This window comes from Scytonema sp. NUACC21, assembly GCF_054684315.1.
Genome location: NZ_BAAFZH010000078.1, coordinates 1 through 25,262, shown reverse-complemented (window position 1 = coordinate 25,262; position 25,262 = coordinate 1). Strand labels below are relative to the sequence as shown.

Here is a 25,262-nt window from a genome sequence, read left to right as displayed (position 1 = left end):
AGGAAAGGCTGACTCCTACCTCACGAGTTGGGCGGCAGAGTTAAAAAATTGACGACCAATCCCCCGAGTTACTAACAATGTTGTTAGCAGATTGGCGAAAGCGATCGTAAACATAATGAGAATTTGGTAGGAAGCGGCTTCGCGAGGGTTAACACCACTCAACAACTGCCCGGACATCATTCCAGGTAGGGTCACCAAACCTATAATCATCATCTGATTGAGTGTGGGCATGAACCCAGCGCGGACAGCTTCCTTTCGATATTGGGCAATTGCTTGCTGTGGAGTTGCGCCCAAGCTTAAATGGGTTTCTATTTCTAATTGACTCGAATCAATGGCGCTGACGAAACGTTCTCCGGCGATCGCAGCAGCATTCATAGCATTACCCAACACTATCCCTGCTAAAGGAATAATGTATTGGGGTTCAAACCATTTGTCCGGTTGAATTATCAAAGCATTAGTATACAGTATTGTCAAGGTTGTACTGATAAAAATTGACCCCCACACTAAAGGCAACATCTGCGGTATTTTTTGATCAATGCGATTTCGTGCCACAATCGCCGAAATTGTCAGAATTACTGCTAAAATCCCCAAAACAGCCCAAGGATTGTCAAGTGCAAAGATGAACTCTGTAACATATCCCAGTACTGCAAGTTGTAGGATGGTTCTTCCAGTAGCAAGAGCTAAATTTAGCTCTAGTCCGATTTTTTCCCATGCAGACAACCCTATAGCTACCCCCATGAAGGTAACAGCCAAAGCTAAATCAACCAAATCTAGCTTGATTAAATCCTGCATGAGTTTTATACCTCCGTTGTTAGTGGTGAGTGGTTAGTAGTTAGTGGTACCCATAATAAATGTACAGACGCGATGTTTGAAGCGTCTCTACCAAACAGAAAACAAACCTATAACTCAGGAACTTTCACTCCCAGTATTTGTTCTTGATGGGTACATATCATTTTTACCCTAACAAAAGGTAGTTTTCTTGATAAAAACCTCTAAGTAAAAACTCCTGCACCCAGTCTTTGAGACACAAGTCTTATCGCAGTTTTTTGACTGAATTCAATCAGCAAAAATTCCTCGCTGATATCTATCTTCAAATTAAGATTAAAACTCATGATTCAAAGCATTAATTCCGTTCCCGCCTTTGACATTAAGCAACAATACACCAATATTGAGGCAGAGGTAAGTACAGCAGTTCTACAGGTTTTGGCTTCTGGTCGTTACATCGGCGGTCCTATTGTGGAGAGTTTTGAGCAAAGGTTTGCAGCCTATACTGGTGTTAGCGAATGTGTAGCCTGTAATTCTGGTACTGACGCCTTATATTTGGCACTTAGAGCTTTTGATATCGGCGCAGGTGACGAAGTTATTACCACACCCTTTACTTTTATCGCCACTGCGGAAGTTGTTAGTGCTGTAGGTGCAAAACCCGTATTTGTTGATATTGATGCCACCACATTTAACTTAGATGTAGAGCAAATCTTAGCAGCCATTACACCAAAAACCAAAGCAATTATTCCAGTTCATCTCTTTGGTCAACCTGTAGATATGACAAGATTGATGGAGATTGCAAAATCTCACAATTTAGTTGTTATAGAAGATTGTGCCCAGTCTACAGGTGCAAGTTGGGCAGGGCAAAAAGTGGGCAGCATTGGGCACATTGGTTGCTTTAGTTTTTACCCAACAAAAAATTTGGGAGGTTGTGGCGATGGTGGGGCAATAACAACCAATAACCCGGAAATTGCCGCAAAGCTAAGGATAATCAAAGAGCACGGTCAGAGAAATCGCTATCATTACGAGGAAATTGGTGTTAACAGTCGTTTAGATGCTATTCAAGCAGCTATTTTGCAAGTTAAATTACCTTATTTAGATATTTGGAATAATCAACGGCGAAAAGTTGCTACCCGTTATCATCAGTCTCTCAGCCAACTCACCAATATCATTACACCCCAAGAATTAGCTGGAGGCATGGGAGTTTGGAATCAATATACCATTCGTGTATTAGCTAACCAAAGAGACTGGCTTCGCAATCAATTACAACTACGGGGAGTCAACACAATGGTGTATTACCCCCACCCATTGCATTTGCAGCCAGTTTATGAAAGTTTGGGATATCAACTGGGACAATTGCCAGTTGTAGAACAAGCCTGTAACGAAGTTGTATCCTTACCCATGTTCCCAGAATTGTCAGAAGAACAGCAGGAGCAAGTCATTCACGCTTTAAAGGACTGTTTGGGTTAGGAAATGGTTAGTGGTTAGTGGTTTTACTAACTACTAACTACCAACCACTAACTACTAATTTTTAACCGCAATTGCACTTCCCAATGCTTCTACCAATCCACGCACGGCAGCAATCATAGCAACTTCGCTGTTGAGTTGGTTAATAGCAGAACCAACGTACAGTACTCATTGGCAATATTTATTCTACGCACCAGCGTGAAGATTTATACCCACATCCCAAAGAATTTAATCCAGAACGGTTTTTAGAACAACAATTCTCTCCCTACGAATTTTTACCCTTTGGCGGCGGTTCTCGTGTATGTATTGGCGGAGCTTTTGCCCTGTTTGAAATGAAGCTTGTATTAGCAACCATTCTTTCACGTTATCAATTAGAACTAGTCAGTAAACAACCTGAACGTCCCAAGTTTGGAGGTCTCATTTGTTACCCGGCTGGTGGCGTGAAAATGATTATACATAGCCGACATCAGCATCAAGGACAGTCGCAGCCATTGGTTGTAAGTTCAATTTAATACAAGCTCAATAATGAAACAATTACAAAAAAATATTTATGAAATTACCGCCTGGACCAAAAGCTTCCTCTCGATTGCTCCGTCAATTTGAGACCGATCCCCTTAACCTCATGGATACAATAAGCGATCGCTACGGTGATATTTTCACTATTATGGCTGGTTCTACACCTTTAGTAATAGTCAGTAACCCACAGGGAATAAAGCAGATTTTTACGAGTGCCAAAGAAATTACAGCTTCTGGTAAGTTAAACCAAGGCGGCGCGCCACTAGTGGGAAACAATGGGTTACTTATGCTTGATGGCTTGCGCCACAAACATCGTCGTCAGTTGTTGATGCCTCCCTTGCATGGCAATCGGGTACATTCATATGGGCAGCGTATTTGTCAAGTTGCAGAAAAAGTCATGAACGAGCTAGCAATTGCCCAATCTTTTTATGCCTACCCTACTATGCAAAAAATTACCCTAGAGGTGATATTGCAAGCTTTGTTTGGTTTATGTGAGAGAGAACGTTATGAGCAATTTAGGCAACTACTTTCCAATTTATTAAGTTTTGCCCGGTCTCGTTGGTTGGGGTTGTCCCTATCCTATCCCTTTCTGCGAAAGGATTTAGGTCGGTGGAGTCCGTGGGGATATTGGCAGAACCTCCAGCGACAATTTGACAAACTACTCTACACCGAAATTGAAGAACGTCGAGCGCAAGCAGATCCCTCCCGCACTGATGTCCTCTCAGAACTATTGTTTGCTTGCGATGAAACAGGTCAACCAATGACCAATGAAGATATACGGGATTTGTTCCCATCATTACTACTAGGGGGTCAAGATGCGTCAGCCACTGCTATAACTTGGGCATTGTACTGGATTCACCGTTTACCCGCTGTTCGTGAACGATTGCTAGCAGAACTCGACACTCTTGGTAAATCCCCAGATCCTATGGCTATTGCTGCGCTATCTTACCTAAGCGCCGTCTGTAACGAAGCACTACGAATTTACCCAACTCAGGTCATCACATTTCCACGATTAGTAGAATCACCAATTGAAGTGATGGGCTATGAATTGAGTCCAGGTACAGTTACCAGAGGCTGTATTTATCTGACACATCAGCGTGAGGACTTATACCCACAATCGAAGGAATTCAAGCCAGAGCGCTTTTTGGAGCGACAATACTCTCCTTATGAATTTCTACCCTTTGGGGGTGGCGCTCGTCGCTGTCCCGGTGAGGCATTAGCGCTGTTTGAAATGAAGCTCGTCTTAGCAACAATTCTCTATCGCTATCAACTCGCACTAGCCGATGAAAAAAGAGTGGAAAAACCCAAGGTTCGAGGTGTTAACTATCCCCCAGCTAGTGGCTTGGAAATGGTAATTATTGGTAAACGTCAGCGCCCAGCAAAGCCACAGCAGTTCGTTGCTAATTCAGCGTAAGATGCGTTTGTCTTGCGGTAAATTGTTAATGCAAAAAATACCAAATGAAAGCCATGATGAATAAAATTGAGTCATTAGGAACAGGAAGCGGAAAAATAGTATACAGTACTAACGATTGTGAAGATATTTTACGCCTTTCTAAAACGGAAACTCTTGAGCTATTCAAATCATTTGGAGTCATCCTTTTTCGAGGTTTTGGGGTAACCCCCATGCTGATGAAAGATTTTTCTGAAAAATTCAGTTGTAGCTACATTACAGACCCCACAAAAACAAGTGTTGACTCGGTTGATTTTGTTAACTTGGTAGATAGCGGAATGGGTGTTGAGTATCCTCATGCTGAGCTAGCTAGTTTTCCTATCATTCGACCTGATGTTATTTGGTTTGGCTGTAAAACGCCCGTACAAGGAGGCGAAACTCTATTTTGGGACGGTGTCCGGATATGGAAGGAGATGAGCAAACATACGAAACAGTTATTTCTTGATAAAAAACTAAAGTTTGAGTATGATAATGTACCATTAGATGAGTTAAATCGATGGTTTTACAGTGGTGAAACTCTTGATGATTGCAAGCAAACATTGGACAGGTTGGTAGAGAAATTTGAGGGATTTAGTTATCACATAAATGAAGATGGTACAATTTTTACAAAAGATCGTGATTCAGCAGTAGTAAAAACGAAATTTGGGAATCAATATGCATTTTGCAACGACGTTTGGCCAACTTACAAATATGGACAACAGAGAGGAGAGATTTTTGAAGATGGTTCAAAGCTTCCTGACGAAGTCGCTGACGAACTTCAGAAACTGTACGACAAGTTTGCAGAAGAAATACCGTGGCAAGCTGGCGATCTAGTTATGATGGATAATTCGAGATTTATGCATGGTCGTCGCGAATTCAAAGATAATCGACGGCAGATATTCACTGTTCTAAGTAATTTGAGTTTAGACTAATGGATGGCAAAATGACTTAGTACAGAACGACATCAACATAACTCCCATTAAACTGCTAAGTACACGTCACCGTAAACAGAGGTTGGAAATAGAGGCTGATAGTTTTTGTAGGGTGACACAAAAAATCAAACATCTAGGAACGTACCTCTATTATGCGGATTAAACTGACTTTTTTACGGTGGTCTGTACTAAGTATCTAGAGTTGTTTTCTGTTCAGTTAATAGATTTCAAATTTCTGAATTTGTCCTTTGACGGCTAAATATCTATTACTTGTAGAGGTAATATCATGTCCGGGTAAAGACTTATCATTAAGGCAGAGGGGGAGATGGGGAGAGGGTTTTCCGGTTTTTGCACAGATTGTTTAATAATAACTAATTAACCGGACTTAATGTAACAGATATGTTAGGAGTACAAAAGGTGCTGTGGCGATCGCAGGAACATCCACAGATTTCGGTTGAGCAACCACGTTCAAGCTTACCAAGCAAGGACACCGTATTTTTACTAAAGTCTACATACAAAAAGACTGACACTCTTATTTCTTTATTATGGTCGTTTGCGAAAGAGATTAGAACTTGATTAAGAGATAGATTGAGTTTGATTCAATAAGTAATTTATTTGAAATGATAAATTCTAAGGGCTTGGGTTTAAGAACCCAGACGACTCACAGCTTTTTTTCAGGAGGGGTTTGAATTGCAAAATCAACAGACCGATCGACTTCCCATAACAGATTGTCATTTTTGCTCGTTTGTTTCCAAAATTAACGGCGAAGATCCTATTGGTACAGCAGGTACTTGCAACCATTGGTTGATTGTGGAACTTCCGCAACCTTGGTCCCAAAACCTCTTTCAGGAAAATCCAACAATCAAGCCATTGATGGGTTTGTTCCAAGAGTTAATTGTCAAGCATGAGGTCAAACTCAGACCAATGTTGATTGCTCCCGATCGCGAGTACTCTCACCCAGGCTTTACCCGCGTGCTGTACTACTATCGTCCTACCAAGTTATTTTCTCAGTTTGAGAAGCAGGAGTTTATTGTCCCAGAAGGAGAAGCCACTGCTTTAGTCACAGCAATACTCAAGCAGTTAATGCAACAGCCCAACAATTTATCAAAGTTTCAGCAGTATCAGCAACAAACCAGTCATATCCGCGAACTTATGGTTTGCACCCATGCTCAGGTTGACCTTGCTTGTGGTAGATTTGGGACTCCTCTATATCGTCGGTTACGTAAAGAATACGCGCCAGCTGCCAACGGAAATTTAAGAGTATGGCAAACAACTCACTTTGGCGGTCATCAATTTGCTCCGACTCTAGCTGATTTACCTCAAGGGTGCTTATGGGGACATTTAGAACCTGAAGTCCTTGATTTACTAGTCAAGAGAAATGGTTCAGTTTTACAATTGCGTCCATTCTACCGAGGATGGGCAGGTTTAACCAAGTTTGAACAAATTGCTGAACGGGAAATCTGGATGCAGTTGGGTTGGGGTTGGCTCGATTACTTGAAAACTGGCACGCAAGTTGGTCAAGGGCAGGAGCCTGATTCGGCGGAAGTACGTATTGATTTTGCTGCTCCTAATGGAAGTGGATCTGGTGCCTATGAAGCCAGAGTTGAAGTCAGTGGTGAGGTCATGAGCACACTTAGCTCTGGAAAAGAGATGGAGTTGAAAGCGGTGAAGCAGTATCGCGTTAGCCGTCTGGTCAAAGTTGAGTAAACAGCATCAAGCTAAGAACCTAAAAATGACTTCCCAAAAACAATCTCAAGTCACAAATGAGATCCTCCAAGGCAATCTCCTTAAACTGATGTTCAAGTTATCAACTCCCGGTATTTTGGGAACGCTGCTACTAAGCTCAAGCACCTTTGTTGATGCTTTATTTGCAGGACGACTGATTGGTGAAACTGCCGTCGCTGGTATATCTCTTGCTTCACCACTAACTTCTATTATAGGTGGTTCTGCTTACTTAGTTGGAGTAGGTTCTGCTTCTGTTCTCAGCCGAGCTATTGGTTCTGGAGATATCAACACTCAGTCCAAAATATTTGGCAACTTAATAGTAATAGGTGTTGTTATCTCCTTTGTGCTGACAATTATTGGCTACAGTTTTGGTGAAGAATTAGTTATATTTATGGGAGGAAGTGGTGATGTTGCCTCAAATGGAGCAGAATTTTTTAAGACTTATATGCTTTGTTCAGTTTTTTGTATCATAGCGGTTTCTGCTAACCATCTTATCAAATCTGAGGGTAGACTCAGATTATCTATGATATTTGCTGCTGTTTTTGTCATTATTAACATTATCTTAAACACCATATTTATTAGTATCTTTCACTGGGGAATTCGGGGATTAGCCCTCGCTACAGTGATTGCAATGCTTGTTTACTGTATTGTCATATTAACCTATTTTATGTCTGGGAAAAGTTCTATTCCAGTTCATCCTATAAAGTTGGTTATAGCAGTAGATTTACTGCCTGATATCTTGTCAGTAGGAATCTCAGAGCTACTGACTCCAGTTATGAGCCTAATTCAAAGTTTTGTAGTTTTTCAATCCATTTCTCGCTATGGAACACAAAATGATATAGCCTTCTTGGGAGTAACACTGACATTAACTTCGTTGGCAGTGATTCCCTTAAATGGATTTACACAAGCCTTACAACCCGTGATAGGCATAAATTATGGAGCCAGAAATTACGACAGGCTTAAAAAGGCTTATTTAACTTTTGTTATTGGTGTCATTACTTTGTTAACATTATTTTGGCTACCTTTACAATTATTTCCAAAAACATTTTTAGGCTGGTTGTTACCAAACGTTACTTTTACTAACTCTCATTTAATTAACTTTCGTATTCTTAATTTATTGATACCAATAATGCCCTTTATTTCCTATGGTGTAGTGCTCTTTCAATCTATAGGTAAAGGAAAAATAGTTGCTATTATAGTTATTTTAAGAAGTCTCATTTTATTTATTCCTAGCATAATAACATTATCAATGTTCATGGGTTTAAATGGTATATATTATGGTATGGTATTAACAGACACAATTATTATATTAATTGCACTTAAATTAACAGTAAAAGAGTTTCACAATTTTAGCCATATGCAAAGAAAAACTGCATCAACAACCTGAAAAAATAGATTTTTTTGATTTTTTATCTTGCAGATATATGTCCTACCACTTATATCATGTCCGGGTAAAGACTTATCATTAAGGCAGATGGGGAGAGGGGGAGATGGGGAGAGAGTTTTCCGGTTTTTGCACAGATTGTTTAATAATAACTAATTAACCGGACTTAATATTATGAGGGTCACAAAAATGGTTCAGACACAAAAAGGTGCTGTTTTGATTACAGGAACATCCACAGGAGTAGGTCGAGCAACCGCGCTCTTACTTGACAAAAAAGGATATCGTGTCTTTGCTGCGGTGCGTAAAGAAAAAGATGCTGAATCACTCAAGCATGATGCATCTTTTAATTTGACACCAATCTTGATGGATGTTACAAAAGCAGAAGAGATTAAATTTGCAGCAGATACTGTCTCACAAGCTGTCGGTGATGAAGGGCTGGTTGGATTGGTGAATAATGCAGGTCTGTTGGTAGATGGGCCCGTGGAGTATATTGCAATTGACGACCTCAGGTGGCAATTTGAAGTCAATGTCTTCGGACAAATAGCTGTTACACAGGCATTTTTACCATTAATCCGAAAAGCAAAAGGTCGGATAGTCAACATTGGTTCAACAGGCGGCCAAATAGCTTTCCCATTCGTCTCTGCCTTGTGTGCTTCCAAGTTTGCATTGGAAGCATTTACAGATGCGTTGAGGATGGAATTAGATCCTTGGGGTATTGAAGTGATTTTGGTTGAACCAGGCTCGATTGCTTCAGCCGCGCCGGATAAGGTGGAAGAAAGCTTTCAGAAAAATTTTGCCAATATGTCACCTGAAGCTAGAGCTATGTATGGTGATGCCTACAAATTCTTTGTCGAGGGTTTGATTAAATCAAATCGCACGGGAATGCCACCTGAACAAGTTGCAAATGCAATTTTAGAGGCTCTAGAAGCTAGTAAACCGAAAACGCGTTATTTTTTGGCTAAGGAACAGATGTTTCTAATGCTTAATTTGATGCTTAAAAAAATCATACCTGCTCGGAGTTTTGATGCAAGAATACTAAAAAGTTTGAAGTTAAAAAATCAGAATTGAAGCTATCTCTTTGTTTTGTATATCCAACTAAATTCTCCAAGCCGAGGTAGATCCACGCTCGAATGCTTTCAAAATAACAACACTCAAGGAATTTAGAGAAAAATCATGGTTTTATCAGACTCTAAGCTTAGCAAGATACAGTCTCCATTAACCCCTACACAATGGGTACACGCTTACTGGGTTTCACGGTGTATCTATGTCGTCGCTAAACTTGGTATTGCTGATTTGCTTAAAGACGGCTCTCAGCACTGCGATACTTTAGCTGCTGCAACAAATACCCACAGTGATTCACTTTATCGCGTGTTACGAGCTCTTGCTGGGATCGGAATTTTTGCAGAGACACAACCCCGATGCTTTGAATTAACCCCACTAGCAGATTGTTTGCAAAGCAACGTTACTGGCTCTATACGGAATCAGGCAATCATGCGGGGCGAAGAGCATTACTACAACTCCTGGGGAAATTTAATGTATAGCTTGCAGACAGGAAAAAGTGCTTTTGAACATTTGTATGGCATGGATTTGTTTCAGTACAACGAGCAAAATCCTGTTGCAGGAGAAATCTTCCATCAGGCTGTCGCTTCGATGGCTAAAGAGGGACATATTCCACAATTGTCGGCTTATGATTTTTCGTCAATTGACAAACTGGTTGACGTTGGTGGTGGCACAGGTAAGTTTCTTGCTGCTATTCTCGAAGCTAACCCCACCATGACAGGGGTGTTGTTCGATCTCCCAGAAGCGATTGATGAGGCCAAAAATTCATGCGAAACAGCATCTGTTAACGATCGCTGTCAACTGATAGGGGGTAACTTTTTTGAGGCTGTCCCGTCAGATGGAGATGCTTATTTACTTAAGCATGTTATTCATAATTGGGGTAATGAGCAGGCGATCGCCATTCTCAAGCGTTGTCATCAAGCCATGAAAGAACAAGGGCGATTGTTAGTTATAGAAGCCGTAATTCCTCCTGGGAACGACTTTACCGGGAGTAAGTTCTCGGACGTAAATATGTTAGTTATGTGTCCTGGTGGACGAAAGCGCACTGAAGCTGAGTTTCGCGACTTGTTTAAATCTGCTGGGTTCAAACTCACGAAAATTATCCCAACGAAATCAGAAATGAGCTTTATTGAGGGAGTTAAAATAATTAATTAACAGTAGACAGTTATTTTTTGTAAAGGGGTTGATTAGATTAAATCGCATAGGAATGTCTCCTGAACAAGTTGTAGGTGCAATTCTAGAGGCTTTGGAAGTTATATCATGTCCGGGTAAAGACTTATCATTAAGGCAGATGGGGAGATGGGGAGATGGGGAGAGGGTTTTCCGGTTTTTGCACAGATTGTTTAATAATAACTAATTAACCGGACTTAATATTAGTCAACCCAAAACGCGTTGTTTTTGTCCAAGGAACAAATGTTTCTAATGCTTGATTTGATGCTGAAAAAAATCATGCCTGACCGAAGTTTTAATGCAAGCATACTAAAAACTTGGAAGTTAAAAAATCAGAATTGAGGCTATTGTCTTGGATTATATCCAGATAAATACTCAAAGCAAAGGTAAAGTTGCTCTTGAAAGCTTTCAAAAGACAAACACTTAAGGGAAAGCGTGAAAAATCATGGTTTTATCAAAGTTTAAGCCTAGCACCTTTCAGTCTCCGTTAAGCATGGGACATTGGGTACATGCATACTGTATTTCACGGATGATTTATGTTGTCGCAAAACTTGGTATTGCTGATTTGCTCCAAGATGGTTCTCAGCACTGCGATGCTTTAGCTGCTGCAACAAATACTCACAGCGATTCTCTTTATCGAGTGTTACGATTTCTTGCTGGGCTCGGAATTTTTACTGAGACACAACCCCGATGCTTTGAGCTTACTCCATTAGCAGATTGTTTGCAGAGTAACGTTCCTGGCTCGATACGGAATAACGCAATTATCCGGGGCGAGGAGTATTACTATAAAGCCTGGGAAAATTTAATGTATAGCGTGCAGACAGGGGAATGTGCCTTTGAGCATTTGTATGGCATGGGTTTATTTGAGTATTACGAGCAAAATTCTGTCGCCAGAAAATTGTTTCATAACATCTCTTCAAAAGAAGTCTATGCCCCATTATTGGAGCCTTACGATTTTTCATCAATTGGCAAGCTAGTTAACGTTGGTGGTGGAGCAGGTAAGCTTCTTGCTGCTATCCTCGAAGCTAACCCCAGCATGACAGGAGTATTGTTCGAGCTCCCAAAAGTGATTGATGAAGCTAAGAGTTCACCAGACATAGCATCTGTTTACGATCGCTGTCAATTCATAGAGGGTAACTTTTTTGAGGCTGTCCCGGAAGGTGGAGATGCTTATTTACTCAAAGAAGTTCTTCATCTGTGGGATGACGAGCGGGCGATCGCCATTCTTAAGCACTGTCATCAAGCCATGAAAGAACAAGGGCGATTGTTAGTGATAGAAGCCGTAATAGTTCCTGGAAACGAGCTTTCTGGGAGCAAGTTTGGAGATGTTCATATGTTGGTAATGTGCCCTGGTGGACGGGAGCGTACTGAAGCCGAATTCAGAGACTTGTTTGAATCTGCCGGCTTCCATCTCACCAAAATTATCCCAACAAAAACGGAATTCTGCATTATTGAGGGAGTTAAAACAGTTAACAGTTAACTATTTTAGTCATGACTGTTTACTGTTTCTTGAAAATTGTGAAATGAGGTATCACTATGACAACAATGGGAAAATATTGCAAAGTCTACTCTCTCAAAAAATTACGACAGTTCAGTCAGTGGACTGAGAATGCTGAAAATACAAGGAAAGATAAGAAAGAAATTGATGGTCAGCAAGTTGAAGTCAAAAAGAAGCTAACTGATGACGACTTTCTCTATCTCCAAGAAAACTACATAGTCACAGATGGAATTTTCAAAGACGAAAATATCATTTTTGACAATGTCACTCCCGAATGGAAAGAGTTTTGCCAAAAGACTCTTGAATTCGAGATTCCTTTTTATGAGGCTGTAGAGGTCAGAGCATCAGCAAATTAAGACAAAAAAAGTAATTCTTAAGGAGAAGACACTTTTATGAACGAGTTAGTACAACGATTGTCACAAGGGGAGCATCCTGTCGAAGCAAGCTTACGACCTAAAAAAACAGCTACTGCTTTAAAAGAGTGTATTGACCGTGGATATGTTCATATCAAATTCACTAATACTAAAGGAGGAACTGATTTAGGTGTTAGGCTCCATCCAGAAGCCTCTAATTTTAATGAAGCTGACTTTGAGAACCAAAAGGGTCAGGTTCACATAGTTGGTGATTTGACACTGAACTACGTAAAAGTTAGATGCATTGCAGATATTGACCTGGCAACACTGGAAGGTCAGGGACACCTTGAACCTGTAAAAGGATGATGCTGTTTTGAATTTGAACTACAGGTGAACCAGGCAGTGCATTGCACATATGACCAAAGTTGCAGCAACTGTCGCGCAAATCAACGTAAATAGTTTCTGTTGTATCCGCTTGGAGGATAAATATGTACCAAGATGACAAAGAAGACACGATAATTTACAAGGTTGTAGTCAATCACGAAGAACAGTATTCCATTTGGTCTGTTGACCGTGAAAATCCTTTTGGTTGGAAAGATACTGGAAAAAGTGGTCTTAAACAGGAATGTCTGGATTACATTAAAGAAGTTTGGACTGATATGAGACCGCTCAGTCTGCGAAAAAAAATGGAGGAAGCTGCTCGCACTCAGGTATGACATCATGCTCGGATGAACGCCTATAATTAGGACCGAAGCTCAGACGCGATAACACGGGGAGCCTGTTGTCCTCAATGTTGGACTCCTGGTACTGGGGCTGATCCTATGTGGACAGACGTGCGAGCCAAATATTGCTTTATGTGTGGCACTCCTCTGAGTTCCCATTGTGCCAATTGTGGTGAATTAGTTGTTTCACTCAAATACCCCTTCTGTCCTTTTTGTGGTTTTGCCTATAAAAATAGCTGAAACACAAGACATATTAAAGAAGGCAGAAGTACGCTCGTCTGATGGCAGAAGGTTCCCCACGCGCTTATTGCGGGGGATTTAATAAAGTTGCTACGCATTTATTTGTCTCCATAAATAAATTCAGGAGCTTTAAACCGTCTGGCAGAGCACAGAGGACTGATTTTTGTATTAAAAACTACAGTCTTTCCTTCAGCATAGCTGCCCTCTGCCCTCTGCCTTTCTTCCGGTAAGCTTTTTAACTTTGGCTATCATTGATGACAAATGATTTTTACAGATTCATTTATATGTCAACCGTATTGTTACATAATTTTATATAACATTAAATTTGAGAGAATGCTTGAAAGCTAGACAAGTAAAGACTTTTCAGACCATCTTGCATGATTTTACAAGGATCTCGGCTCAATGCCATGTACGGACTGAATACCGTGATTCGGCTACCAACGAATTGCACGCCCACTTTTGCTCCAGCTTAACCCTCTTTTGTCACTCTCGGCGTAGTATAATAAGTAGCAAACCCTAGAAGCGTTGTTGGTACTATGGTAGAGCCTCGTCAAGCAATACCCACGGTCAAATTTATAGACGAATACTGTCAAATTTATGAAAATGTATTTCCGGCATTTCTATACTGGTTTCGCTAACCCTACCTAAACTTCCTTATAGGTAGGGACTGCGCTCAACATCTTTGTTCAAAAGTAAAATCCGTGAGGTCAACAAGCTGACCGATATTAAAGGGTGTCCGCTTGGGATCTCGTATCAAATCGCCGGGAGTTGCTACACCAATCAACACAAAGGAAAGACGCTGAAATTCTGGTTCTGAAGCACGGGCAACATATAGGGAACGAACGGCTGCAAAAAAGTCATCCGTAAAATTAAGGCTTAATGTCGTATCAATTTCATCTACAAAAATAACTACAGGTGTCTCTACCTCTGGTAAAAGCACCTCTCGAAAAAATAGAGTTAACCTTTGGGTAAAGCCCAAATGGGAACGTTCTTGCCACCACTGCACCACATCTGTCTCTAACAACAGAGTTCCTTCAACGATGGTGAGTAGCCCTAAATACCACTGTTCGGCTGTTACCTGAGTTCCTACCTGTGTCAAATCAATGACAACTGACTGAATTCCTTCTTCGGCGAGTCGTTCCACAGCCCGCACCATCAAACTGGATTTACCCATTTGCCGAGAGGTGAGAATGTAAGCAAATTTACTTTCCCGACACAGTGCAAGTAGTTCCTCATCTGCTTGACGGGAAATGTAAACACCGTTTTGGTTAGCCTGTACGGTTCCGCCAACCGTGTAAATACTTGCTTTATCCACGCAAATTCTCCCGGAAATATTCGGCATAAAGCTGACAGCGCGGAACGATCGCTTTTCCTTCTTCTCGCACCAAGCCTGCACCCCGCAATCGCCAAAAGATACGTTTATCTGCACAGTTGTTTTGACGAATGACTTCTAACAAACCTTGGATTAATTCTGTTTTGTTATGTAGCAGTGAAAGGTGATGGCGCAGGTGATCCCCAAAGGGACCGCTATCATTGATGGCATTGGCAAATAACTCACTTGCGGACATTTGCTGGCTGGCTATTAAGTATAGTGCCCGCCTGATTAAATAAGGATGCCCTCCGAGTAGCCCAATCAATCGTCTTTCTCCACTGGAGTTGAGAGGCAAACCATGACGCTGGTTGAGGTCTGCTACCTGTTCGGGGCTGAAATCCCCCATTTCTATGACCTGTCCGACATTAAAGGGAGATTGGTTCAGGTCGTCTATCAGTTGATAGGGTTCTGTGGAGGTGACTAGGGTGAGATCGAAGTTTTTCCAAATGGGTGTTGTGGCGCGACAGTTGTGCCAACTCCGCAACATTCCAAAGAAATCATTGCGAAACTCAGCGTCAAAAACTTTATCCACTTCATCCATTGCCAAAACCAATGGTTGTTTGCCCAATCCTTTTAAGATATGGCGACTGATATAACGGGTACAGCGTTGGGTATTTCCCAATGGGGTACTCCAATATTCATCGACTCGGTCTTCCATCTCCAGTTCATCAGTGACCCAGGTGCAAAACTGGCGGAAGAAAAGTTCGGCATCTTGCAGGGCTGCTTTGTCAAATAGTTGGAAATCTAGAAACGCCACTCGCTTACCTGCTTTCTCGGCTGTTTCTTTGATGCGAATCAACAGCGAACTTTTTCCAACTTGCCTCGATCCTTTGATTGCGATGGTCACACCTTTTTGTTCGATAGTTCGTAATGCGATCGCATCGCACGGGCGTTCGACGTAAAATTGAGATTCACTGTCCATTGTCCCTTCTGGCATTTCCAGTTGTGCGGAAGGGAAGGGGCGGGGAAAGGACGATACCTCACTTGCCCTCAGTAAGCTGGGCTTTTGTGCTTCACCAATACTCAATTCACCGCCTGAAATTGCTTGAGTTAATTCTGCTATCAGACGTGGCGTATCGCTAACATCTTGCCAAAATGCCCAATTGATAGGGTCTAAGTAAGCACTCAAGGGATACTGAAACTGTTCTCGATATGCCACACGCACGGGGAGAATAGCAGGGCGTCCTCCCTGTAGCTGTGCCAACTCGTGTGCCTTCTGAATTTCCCACCCTACCATCTCGCTGTGGACTGAGCTATCTGAAAGAAAAACAATGAGAAAATCAGATTGACGCAACTGGGTTTCGATGTATTCAGCCCAGCGCGTACCTACTAACATTCTTTGGTCGATAAAAACTTCGTGCTGTTGTGATAGTGCCCGATACACTTGCAACGCTATCGGTTCATCTGGTTCTGCATTCCGTTTGTAGCTGATAAAAATGTGCTTGCGGTCTGTTGGTTGAGTGTTTGATAATTTTTTTTCAATTCCCTTTTCTGCAAGGGGAGAAGACAATCCATCTTGGGGCTTCTTCTTGAGTACGGGAGTTTGGGATTCCGGTAGACCAACCAAACGAGAACTCCCCAGTTCAAAAGCAAACTCAATGGTTTTTCCGGCGGCTAAAGCATCGTAAAATGCCATAGAAAAAGCAATGGCTGCACTATCCCCAATTGTCTGATTTGTTCCTATCACATAATTGACGTGTTGGGCGATCGCTTGTGCTTGTCCCTCAGAATAGCAGGCATTCAATACCACGCATTCGACACTCTCAGCAGCAAACAGCCTGAACATACTTGCCAGTTCATCTGCCTGTACCAGTGCTGCTTCCCCTGTCTCGTCTTCTAAAACAATACCATCTTCTCCTGCACCATGCCCGCAAAAGTGAACTATCTGGGGTTGAGTGTCAAGAATTGCACGGTAAAAGTCGCGGGATCTGACTGCCCATTTCTGCTCTAATTTAAATTGTTCGCGCTTGTTTGCCCGTCGCAATCCCTCATCAATCTCCTGTACCTCTTTATCCAAGCGCAGTCGAGAGGTGTTTGTGGGGTTTGCTGCCAGAATCAATATTGTTTTGACACGCGGGTTGTCTCTCATTAGCGAGGTTGGAGCAAGTTTTAGGGCTTAATATATTGACAAATTTATAAATATGTGTAATGAATTGAAAGTTTATTTTCCTACTACTTATTATTAGTCCAAATAAAGCTAATTTATACAGAAATCACACAAACATCAGACTTATCTCCCCCTGTTTTCCTTTTTGCTCTTAGCGGCAACTAATATTACTACAAGCTGTCATGCTTTGTAACTAGCTTTACGGTGAGTTGCGAACTGATAAAATGAACAGTTCTTAACTGTCCTTAAGTAGAGGGTGTTACACCATTGATGTAGAGACGCTTCAAACAGCCCGTCTCTACAGGGATTTGCTGGAAATTAACAAACATACTACAAATATAATTCATGACTCAATTCAGCAATGCTTAAATAGCTAGACCTCAGATGCGGTGTTATTTCTCTAGAAACCGGTGTAGGTGAAGATGGAAAACAAAGAAATTCAGTTGATTTTGCGGTCTTTGCAGATTTGTTTTGTTACCGGAAGCTTGAGTGCAAAACCGAATCAAGTTTTGATTACACAAGTGGTTGAGGTTCAATCCAAATCGGGAACTCCAGCAAATGTCTTCTACGGTATTTTCAAAGATTCTTTGAGTAAGATGATGGGTGCAATTAAGCAAGAAGTCGAAAGGAAATCGCCCTCGGTGTCGCAGAACAAGCGTTGATTGAAAACTTGTATAATTTTGATTTTCTTGTGGAATGGGCAACATGAGCCCTCTATTCGGTAGGAATAGTTCAGCCAGCAAGGTTTTAAAGCCTCTCTCTTATAATGTCGTTTCAGCAGATAGTGATTTTGAGCGAATGCGACAGGTGGTGGAATTTCCTGTTGAAAGTTGGGTTTAATTTTAGAGACTAGCAGACGGAGTTTACAGAGCAATGAACCTATGGCAAAGAGTCTTATTATTTCTGATGAACTGGTTCGGGCTTCTGGACTTTCCGAATCAGAACTTTTACAGGAATTAGTGCTGTTGCTGTTTCAGCGAGAGAAAATTACGCTAGGTAGTGCCAGTCGTTTTTTGGGAAGATGAGATTGCCCGTCACACTTTAGCACAACGATAGCAATCATACATCAACCAAATTTTGCAGGGGCGGTCGATAGTTTCAACCTGCAATTTTTCTACAGCCTCTGGTAGAGAAAACTGCTTTATCCTTTCGGTGGTTGCGATGCCTTTTTCTAGCTTCTGATTTTTCCATCGCCTTGCTTAAACCAACAGCTATGATATAAGTTATTTCTGCCGCTGTTTGATATGCCAATTTGATATCAGCTTTTTCTTGCTCGCTCATCAAAACCTCGTAAAAAGTATAGAAACCCCAGACACCAGTCCAGGGAAAGAGATGACACTTAGGATTTGCAGTTTGGATTGCTTATCATTCTTTCGTATTCAGTTGTAATTAAGGATACGGTGCAGAGTACTTACTAGTCTTCATCCAGTAGGGTCACCCAATCGGGTGATATTCGCGTCAACCAGCTGTTCCTTTTTCTTATTAACTGCATAAGTTCGGTTTTGTAACTTCTAATTACAATTGCAGTGATTCCAGTGGCAACGGAACAAGAATGTAAGTAAGTTTTTAGTCGGTTGTTACTGGCATACATTCTGTAGCTGGCAACAACGAGTCAACCTCCTTTGAATGTAGAAAGGGCAAAGAAACTCCATTTCAGTAAAAACTTACAAGGGATAGTTATGGACAACATGAACTCTCCGCAACAGGGTCAAACTTTAGCAGGTGCGTATCAATACAACTACACCCACATTGAACCCATTGCTATGGTAGATCGGCTCCCTCAGGGCGAAAACTTTTCTGACCCGTGGAAGCAGTTAGTGGCAAAACAAGCATTCAAGTTGGCAATTAATACTCTCATAGCCTACGTACATCATCAAGAAGATCGCGGTAAGAAGGAGATCGAAGACGATGTGCGAGAATTTCTCCGCCAGATCCTATTCCAAACCCTACAAGAGGAGGGTAAGTCGTTCAAAGTCAGGCTTGGTAATGCTCTATTTGGCTTGGTGCCTCAGATGCACTTACAGGGTACGCAGTCCATTACCAAAGCGGAAGTTGAAGTCTCAAGAAAGACTCAAAAAGTTGAAACGTCTTTACAACAACCGTTACAGGGCAAACTATCCAATGAAGCGGAAGTTGAAGTCTCAAGAAAGACTCAAAAAGTTGAAACGTCTTTACAACAACCGTTACAGGGCATAGTATCCAATGAAGCAGAAGTTGAAGTCTCAAAAAGAATTGAGGCTATCCTACAACAGTTGTTACAGGATGAATCTTCCCCTGATACGAAAGTTGAAGTTTTAAAAAGAATCGATCCAGCTTTTCAACAACCGTTACAGGATGAATCTTCCCCTAATACGAAAGTTGAAGTTTTAAAAGGAATTGATACAGCTTTTCAACAACCATTACAGGGCATACCATCCAAGGAAGCGGAAGTTGGAAAGTTTGTGACATCCAATCTCATGAAAATTTTGGGGGAAGACTTCCTCAAGACCTTGATTAAAAACCTGTATAAAGAACTGAAGGAGTTAGGACCAAAAGGCCGTGTCACTAGTCTGGAAGACTATCGTAAGCTGTTTGCCTACATCGCTCTGCCTGAGGTTGCAAACACGTTTCAAGACGATGAATTTTTTGCTTATATGCGGCTGGCTGGTCCAAATCCGGTAATGATTGTACGGATAACAGAGCCCGATGTACGCTTTCCCGTGACGGAAGAGCAGTACAAATCTGTGATGGGAGATTCCGACTCTCTCCAAAATGCAATGAAGGAGGGGCGGGTTTACTTGGCAGACTATGCCGTTTTAGATGGAGCCTTGAATGGTACTTATGGTTGCGAGCCGCAGGTACAAAAATATTCTTACGCTCCTTTGGCGATGTTTGCCGTTCCAGCGAACGATGTTTCCAATCGCCTGTTGCGTCCTGTTGCAATTCAATGTGGTCAGTCGCCAGCTGACTATCCTGCCATCTTGCCATCTACGGGGGCTGATGCTTGGCTGATGGCAAAAACCATTGTACAAATAGCCGATACCAATTTCCATGAGGCGGTGTCTCACCTCGCCCGTACCCATTTATTAATCGAGGCGTTCGTTATTGCCACTCATCGGCAAATGCCTTCGACTCACCCCTTATTTAAATTGCTGGTGCCTCACTTTCAGGGCACTCTGGCAATTAATTATGCGGCTTATGAATTTCTTGTGGCTCCTAAAGGCGGTGTGAATGCGCTTTTGTCATCGACGATTGAGAATTCACGGGTTCTGGTTGTGAAAGGATTCCAGGCTCGCGGGTTTAATGCAGATATGCTACCCCAGCGTTTGAAAGATCGGGGAGTAGACGAGCCATCTGTGTTGCCAATTTATCCCTACCGGGATGATGGGTTACTTATCTGGGAAGCTATTCACGATTGGGTTGAAGCTTATTTAGGTTTGTATTACAACTCGGATGAGGATGTGGAAGGCGATCGCCAATTGCAGAATTGGGCGGAAGAGTTGGTGGCTTTTGATGGGGCACGCTTGCAAGATTTTGGCGATAGAGGAGATGGCAAGATCGAAACCCTCAAATACCTCATCGATGCCGTTACGATGGTTATCTTTACTGCTAGTGCCCAACACGCGGCGGTCAACTTCCCACAAAACGATATTATGAGCTTTGCTCCAGCGATGCCAGCAGCCGGATATGCAACGGCTAAAGCAGTCGGAGCAAGAACGACTAAACAGAATTGGTTAGATTTACTACCGCCCCTCGACCAAGCCCAAGAACAGCTCAATTTATTATACCTCTTGGGGTCAACGTACTATACCAAGCTGGGTGACTACGAAGACGGTTATTTTACCGACTCAAAAGTAGTTGAATCCCTCAAGGCGTTCCAAAAGCGTTTGCAGGACATTGAAGAAATTATCGATCGCCGCAATTTAGAGCGCTCTCCTTACAATTACCTCAAACCTTCACAAATTCCGCAAAGCATCAATATTTAATCGTCTTGATTTGATAATCCTTCAAGATTGGTGTCAGCCATTAAGGCTGGGTAACCCGAAAAATACAATTTTTCTCTTAAAAAGCAGATAATTACAATGAGCCTAAATTTAAATACTGTCTTCTCATCATTCATAACTCCTGCGCTCAATGAGTTTCAGGTATGGGCTTTGCAAAACCCAGACGAGAACCTGAGCAAGGCACTCCTCCCAATCATCAGCTTGGTCGAGGGCTTGATTGCAAACACTCCCACCTACCTCGACTCCAAGCGGCTTGCCCTCGGTTCCAACTTCTGCTGTGCTGGGCAGGTGGTGCTGTCCGAGTTTAATACGCTGGAAACAGCCCTCACCTCACCACAAGCACGCACGTGGCGACTCGGCACTTCTGTACTGGACGCGAATCATGCACCTAACCAGGATGTTGGTAGCAGGAACGTTTTCCTGCTTTCTCTGTCGGATCGGGAGGCAGGAGGCAGCAGCGACCACGAGGCATTCAGAAAATGCATGCAGAAGTACATCTTGAACGATGCTGCGACGGAACGTCAGCGCGATGCAACTTCTAGGCAGTTGCTCGAGCGATTGGCAGCAGATTATGCAAATATGCCTCATGGTGCTGGTGACGAATTCTTCACCAACGACAGGCGAGGTTTGATGGGCTTTATGATTCGGTACTTGCACTACGTTCTCTTTGGGCTAAACCCCAACGACGAGGAGTCGATGAATCTCCTGACGGAGTTGCACTACACACGCGAGAGCCCGAAGCACTACTTTGCTGGTATCGGCACTCTCCTGCAAAGTCTAAACCTTCAGGGACACAAAGACCTGCCCAACCTGATCGAACAAGCAGCAACTATTTACCAGAATTCGCCTGCCCTTGCCGGATTTCAGGAGAATAACCCCGAATACAACGGCATGACTCGGTGGGAACTGGCAAAGCTGATGACAGCCATCATGGCCATCGCGGCACTGCAGGGTCCACTACACCTTGCTTACACTGCAATGGGATACCGCCCTCTCCCCTCTTACAAGGGACGACAAACATCCGACATAGACCTAACCCAGTATTGGGACAAACTCGATTTAGATGACCGGGAGTCCGTGCGGCTTTACCTCCTAGAGTGCGCCCGCCTCTGGGCACCAGTCAGTGCCTCGCATCGGATAGCAACTGAACCTTTCACTGTGACCGTAGTCGGCAAGGAGCGAACCTTCCCCGCAGGCACCAAGGTGCTCATACCGATGAGCCTGGGAATGCTGGATGAGAGTTTTTGGGGACCCACGGTCTACGAGTTCAATGCAAAGCGAGAGAACCTTTGCCCTTTCCACATGGGCTTTCACTCTGTTGGCGATCGCAGTGCAGGGCGCATTTGCCCCGGCAAGGATATCGCACTAAATATGCTCGTGGACGTTATGAGCGCAGTGGGTAGAGTGCGCCGCTCTTCCAAACCTAACTCTTTGGTAGCGGCACAGGGCAGTGACGCCACCAAAGTGTAATTGCTCAGTTCCCAATTCCTTAGATCGGTGAAGTACCCCAACTAAGAACATCGGTATAGTTGGGGACCTACGCCAATTGTGTTAAATATTAAGTTTTGTAAAGAAATAGCGGATTTTCCTGTAAACCCATGCAACCTGTTATGGGGATTTCTGTAAAAGTGACTTTGACTACCAGTAAAAGTAGACTACTAAGTAGAGATGTAGTAAAACCGTTGTTCAGTCACTGCTGTTTCTTTGGCAAATACAATGTCCAAAAAAAGTAACAATCATAGGGGTTTGAGCTTTGTTATAAGGGCAGGGATAACAAGCTTGTGGGCGTACTGTCTAAGTACAAATTCTGCTATTGCCCAAGAACTCAAGCCAGTACCCGATCGCACTTTAGGCGCGGAAAGCTCTACAGTCACACAAATCGACTCCCAAACCTACACAATTGACGGGGGAGCAATTCGCGGAGCTAATTTATTTCACAGCTTTTCACAATTTAATATTGGTGAAGGACAACAAGTGTATTTTGCCAACCCATCTGGCATTGAGAATATCTTAAGTCGAGTCACAGGGGTTGACCCTTCCAAAATTTTCGGGAAACTTGGTGTCCGGGGTAATGCCAACTTGTTTCTTATGAATCCCAACGGAATTATTTTTGGTAAAAATGCCAGTTTGGATGTTGGAGGTTCATTTGTTGCAACAACTGCCAATGCTATTAAATTTGGCGATCGCGGTTTTTTTAGTGCTTCAAGTCCAAACAACCCACAATTACTGACAGTCAATCCTTCAGCTTTTCTATTTAATCAAATAAACGCTGCAGCAATAGTTATCGATAGGTCAGTAGCAACAACACTCATAGGATTCCCAAACCCAGGAACTTCTTTACCAACCCCACCACCACCAGCAAATGCACCACCAGCTACACCACCGTCATCACCAGTAATTCCACCACCAGCAAATGCACCACCAGCTACACCACCGTCAGCACCAGTAACACCACTATCAGTCTTACCTCAACCTAATCCAACTGGTCTGTATGTCAGAGATGGTAGGAGTTTATTATTCGTTGGCGGAAGTATTAGTATGGATGGTAGTTCTTTAAGTGCTCCTGGTGGAAGAGTCGAGTTAGGAGGATTGGCAGGAGCAGGAACAGTAGGGTTGAATATGAACGACAACCTGCTGAGCTTGAGTTTTCCGAATGGTATGGCGCGAGGCAATGTGTCTGTTGGTAACTTTTCCAGTATAGATGTACGTGCTTCCACTGATGGGAGTATTGCTATCCACGCTCAAAATTTGAATATTTCTCACAGCCGTCTTAATGCTGGTATAGGGCAAGGGTTGGGAGCAAACAACAGTCGGGCAGGAGATATTGTGCTGAATGCTTTAGGAGAAATCAATATCTCTAAGAGTTCTATTTCCAATGCAGTAGAATCTGGAGCGGTAGGTAAGAGTGGTAATATTTTTATCAAAGCAGGGTCTCTTAACCTAACAAATGGTACTGAAATCGTTGCCAGTACTTTTGGGCAAGGAGATGCGGGAGACGTATCTATCTGGGTTGATGACTCTATATCAATGGTTAACAGTTATAGGTCAGAATTGCCCAATACTCCCACTAACCCATATAATTCTCCGCCACCCACAGAGGTTGCCGCGATTGGGAAACTCGGTGAGATTACTGGTATCTTTAATACGGTAGAAGGGAGTGCGATTGGTAATGCAGGTGATATTGAAATTTATTCGCGTACTCTTTCTTTATCTGATGGGGCAGAAATTCAATCTCTGACTCGTGGCAATGGAAAAGCAGGAAATATTCGGGTCAATGCTTCAGACTCGGTTAATCTTTCTGGTTTTTCTGCAAAAGGTTTCTCTAGTGGGCTGATAAGTTCCACCGAACAAGGAGCTACCGGACAGGGGGGTGATATTACTGTTACTACCAATTCCTTGCGCTTGTCAAATGGGGCAGTTCTCAGCGCCAGAACAAGGAGTGGGAAAAGTGGTGGTAATATCGCAGTGAACACGGGTAGCCTTGAGATAACTGAAGGTGGACAAATTTTAACGAGTAGTTTTGGTAGTGGCAGTGCAGGTAATATAACTATCAACGCTACCGATAGCGTCAATATATCTGGTAGCGATCGCACCTTTGAGGCTAGACTCAAACAATTTGGTGACGAGATAGTTGATAATGATGGTTCCAACAGTGGTCTATTAGCCCGTGTTCGGGGGAATGCAACAGCCAATGCTGGGAAAATTACAGTGAATGCTCGTTCTGTCCGTCTTAGCAATGGAGGAACCATCACAACTGAAACAACATCAGGCGAAGGTGGAAATATTACCCTGAAAGCTAGAGATATCTTATTACGTAATAATAGCAATATAACTGCTACTGCGGGCACTGCCTTGGCTGATGGAAATGGCGGTAATATAAATATCCATACAGAAATATTAATCTCTACAGAAAATAGCAATATCTCTGCCAATGCTGCCAAAGGGCGAGGCGGTAACATCAGCATCAACACTCAAGGAGTATTTTTATCTCCTGATAGTGACATTACCGCTAATTCTGTATTTGGTATAGATGGTGTCGTCGAAATTAACACTCCAGAGACCGACCCCAATCGTGGGTTAATAAAGTTACCGCAAGCCCCATCAACAAATACTCAAGTCGCACAAGCTTGTCAGCAAGATGATAATGAACAGCAGAGCGAATTTATTGTGACCGGGCGTGGTGGAATAGCGCCGAGTCCTTATCAGACATTAATATCTGAAGATGTACAAGTCAGTTGGGTGCCAATTCCAAACCAGAAATTAAATGCAGTTTCCCCCCAGCAACCAAGACACATGAGAAAAAACCCTCAAAAAGATGTTTCTCATAACCCCCCCAGCCCAATAGTTGAAGCTCAAGGCTGGGTTGTGAATGCTAAGGGTGAAGTGACTCTAGTGGCTCGAGCACCTGATGTCAATTCCCATAGTGCATGGCAGAAACCAACTTCTTGTCACGTTTCGTAGCACGGGATTGTGGTAAATTGTCGAACATTATCGACCCAGCCGAATCACATTTATGCATAATTTAGATGTAGAGACGCGC

22 protein-coding genes and 2 pseudogenes are annotated in these 25,262 nt (G+C 42.7%); 19 read left to right on the top strand and 5 right to left on the bottom strand.

The genetic code is table 11. The annotated features are described in order from the left end of the window. Positions 1–15: 15 nt before the first annotated feature. Complete coding sequence (locus ACYRY3_RS16705) at positions 16–792, bottom strand: ABC transporter permease (RefSeq protein WP_460202750.1); 777 nt, start codon at positions 790–792, stop codon at positions 16–18. Between the two features lie 318 nt (positions 793–1,110). Between ACYRY3_RS16705 and ACYRY3_RS16700 the strand changes: the two genes are divergently transcribed. Then, a complete protein-coding gene (locus tag ACYRY3_RS16700) occupies positions 1,111–2,235 on the top strand; it encodes a DegT/DnrJ/EryC1/StrS family aminotransferase (RefSeq protein ID WP_460202749.1) in 1,125 nt (374 codons plus the stop codon). A 54-nt stretch (positions 2,236–2,289) separates the two neighbouring features. Here the strand turns inward: ACYRY3_RS16700 and ACYRY3_RS16695 are convergent. Further along, positions 2,290–2,391 (bottom strand): annotated as a pseudogene (locus ACYRY3_RS16695) (DUF561 domain-containing protein); the annotation flags it as partial. Between the two features lie 2 nt (positions 2,392–2,393). On the opposite strand from ACYRY3_RS16695, the pseudogene ACYRY3_RS16690 reads away from it, so the two are divergent. The 12 genes and pseudogenes from ACYRY3_RS16690 to ACYRY3_RS16635 all read left to right on the top strand — a co-directional run. Beyond that, a pseudogene (locus tag ACYRY3_RS16690) lies at positions 2,394–2,744 on the top strand (cytochrome P450); the annotation flags it as partial. Between the two features lie 38 nt (positions 2,745–2,782). Beyond that, on the top strand, positions 2,783–4,162 hold the full coding sequence (locus ACYRY3_RS16685; RefSeq protein WP_460202748.1) for a cytochrome P450: 1,380 nt from the start codon (positions 2,783–2,785) through the stop codon (positions 4,160–4,162). 53 nt (positions 4,163–4,215) lie between these two features. After that, positions 4,216–5,109, top strand: a complete 894-nt coding sequence (locus ACYRY3_RS16680) for a TauD/TfdA family dioxygenase (RefSeq protein ID WP_460202747.1) — start codon at positions 4,216–4,218, stop codon at positions 5,107–5,109. 690 nt (positions 5,110–5,799) lie between these two features. After that, positions 5,800–6,816, top strand: a complete 1,017-nt coding sequence (locus ACYRY3_RS16675; protein ID WP_460202746.1) for a sucrase ferredoxin — start codon at positions 5,800–5,802, stop codon at positions 6,814–6,816. A 25-nt stretch (positions 6,817–6,841) separates the two neighbouring features. Beyond that, complete coding sequence (locus ACYRY3_RS16670; protein WP_460202745.1) at positions 6,842–8,221, top strand: MATE family efflux transporter; 1,380 nt, start codon at positions 6,842–6,844, stop codon at positions 8,219–8,221. Positions 8,222–8,407: 186 nt separating this feature from the next. Next, positions 8,408–9,286, top strand: coding sequence for an SDR family oxidoreductase (locus tag ACYRY3_RS16665; RefSeq protein WP_460202744.1), 879 nt, complete (start codon positions 8,408–8,410; stop codon positions 9,284–9,286). Positions 9,287–9,391: 105 nt separating this feature from the next. Beyond that, positions 9,392–10,432, top strand: coding sequence for a methyltransferase (locus ACYRY3_RS16660; protein ID WP_460202743.1), 1,041 nt, complete (start codon positions 9,392–9,394; stop codon positions 10,430–10,432). 460 nt (positions 10,433–10,892) lie between these two features. Beyond that, positions 10,893–11,927 (top strand): methyltransferase, encoded by a 1,035-nt coding sequence (locus ACYRY3_RS16655; protein ID WP_460202742.1) that lies wholly within the window; start codon positions 10,893–10,895, stop codon positions 11,925–11,927. Positions 11,928–11,983: 56 nt separating this feature from the next. After that, on the top strand, positions 11,984–12,301 hold the full coding sequence (locus ACYRY3_RS16650; RefSeq protein WP_460202741.1) for a hypothetical protein: 318 nt from the start codon (positions 11,984–11,986) through the stop codon (positions 12,299–12,301). Positions 12,302–12,337: 36 nt separating this feature from the next. Beyond that, complete coding sequence (locus ACYRY3_RS16645) at positions 12,338–12,664, top strand: MbtH domain protein (protein ID WP_460202740.1); 327 nt, start codon at positions 12,338–12,340, stop codon at positions 12,662–12,664. A 122-nt stretch (positions 12,665–12,786) separates the two neighbouring features. Further along, a complete protein-coding gene (locus ACYRY3_RS16640) occupies positions 12,787–13,014 on the top strand; it encodes an MbtH family protein (protein ID WP_460202739.1) in 228 nt (75 codons plus the stop codon). A 48-nt stretch (positions 13,015–13,062) separates the two neighbouring features. Continuing rightward, entirely contained in the window at positions 13,063–13,260 is a 198-nt protein-coding gene (locus ACYRY3_RS16635) for a double zinc ribbon domain-containing protein (protein WP_460202821.1), read from the top strand. 673 nt (positions 13,261–13,933) lie between these two features. On the opposite strand, the gene ACYRY3_RS16630 is transcribed toward ACYRY3_RS16635, so the two are convergent. Together ACYRY3_RS16630 and ACYRY3_RS16625 are read right to left on the bottom strand one after the other, a co-directional pair. Further along, the gene (locus ACYRY3_RS16630; RefSeq protein WP_460202738.1) at positions 13,934–14,575 is read right to left on the bottom strand and encodes an AAA-like domain-containing protein; all 642 of its coding nucleotides are present in this window, start codon (positions 14,573–14,575) and stop codon (positions 13,934–13,936) included. Then, positions 14,568–16,721, bottom strand: coding sequence for an AAA-like domain-containing protein (locus ACYRY3_RS16625; protein WP_460202737.1), 2,154 nt, complete (start codon positions 16,719–16,721; stop codon positions 14,568–14,570). Before ACYRY3_RS16625 ends, ACYRY3_RS16630 begins: the two co-directional genes overlap by 8 nt. Before the next feature lie 440 nt (positions 16,722–17,161). On the opposite strand from ACYRY3_RS16625, the gene ACYRY3_RS16620 reads away from it, so the two are divergent. From ACYRY3_RS16620 to ACYRY3_RS16610, 3 genes are read left to right on the top strand one after another with little or no spacing between them, the layout of a single operon-like run. Next, entirely contained in the window at positions 17,162–17,401 is a 240-nt protein-coding gene (locus tag ACYRY3_RS16620) for a hypothetical protein (RefSeq protein WP_460202736.1), read from the top strand. Between the two features lie 43 nt (positions 17,402–17,444). Continuing rightward, complete coding sequence (locus ACYRY3_RS16615) at positions 17,445–17,579, top strand: hypothetical protein (RefSeq protein ID WP_460202735.1); 135 nt, start codon at positions 17,445–17,447, stop codon at positions 17,577–17,579. Between the two features lie 41 nt (positions 17,580–17,620). Beyond that, positions 17,621–17,764, top strand: a complete 144-nt coding sequence (locus ACYRY3_RS16610; protein ID WP_460202734.1) for a UPF0175 family protein — start codon at positions 17,621–17,623, stop codon at positions 17,762–17,764. A gap of 73 nt (positions 17,765–17,837) precedes the next feature. Here ACYRY3_RS16610 and ACYRY3_RS16605 read toward each other — a convergent pair whose 3' ends face one another. Further along, positions 17,838–18,020, bottom strand: coding sequence for a hypothetical protein (locus ACYRY3_RS16605; protein ID WP_460202733.1), 183 nt, complete (start codon positions 18,018–18,020; stop codon positions 17,838–17,840). A gap of 398 nt (positions 18,021–18,418) precedes the next feature. Here ACYRY3_RS16605 and ACYRY3_RS16600 point away from each other — a divergent pair, with 398 nt between their 5' ends. The 3 genes from ACYRY3_RS16600 to ACYRY3_RS16590 all read left to right on the top strand — a co-directional run bounded on the left by ACYRY3_RS16600 (position 18,419) and on the right by ACYRY3_RS16590 (position 25,183). Next, complete coding sequence (locus tag ACYRY3_RS16600; protein WP_460202732.1) at positions 18,419–20,704, top strand: lipoxygenase family protein; 2,286 nt, start codon at positions 18,419–18,421, stop codon at positions 20,702–20,704. Positions 20,705–20,800: 96 nt separating this feature from the next. Then, positions 20,801–22,192, top strand: a complete 1,392-nt coding sequence (locus tag ACYRY3_RS16595; RefSeq protein WP_460202731.1) for a cytochrome 450 — start codon at positions 20,801–20,803, stop codon at positions 22,190–22,192. Between the two features lie 246 nt (positions 22,193–22,438). Further along, entirely contained in the window at positions 22,439–25,183 is a 2,745-nt protein-coding gene (locus ACYRY3_RS16590; RefSeq protein ID WP_460202730.1) for a two-partner secretion domain-containing protein, read from the top strand. Positions 25,184–25,262: the final 79 nt, after the last annotated feature.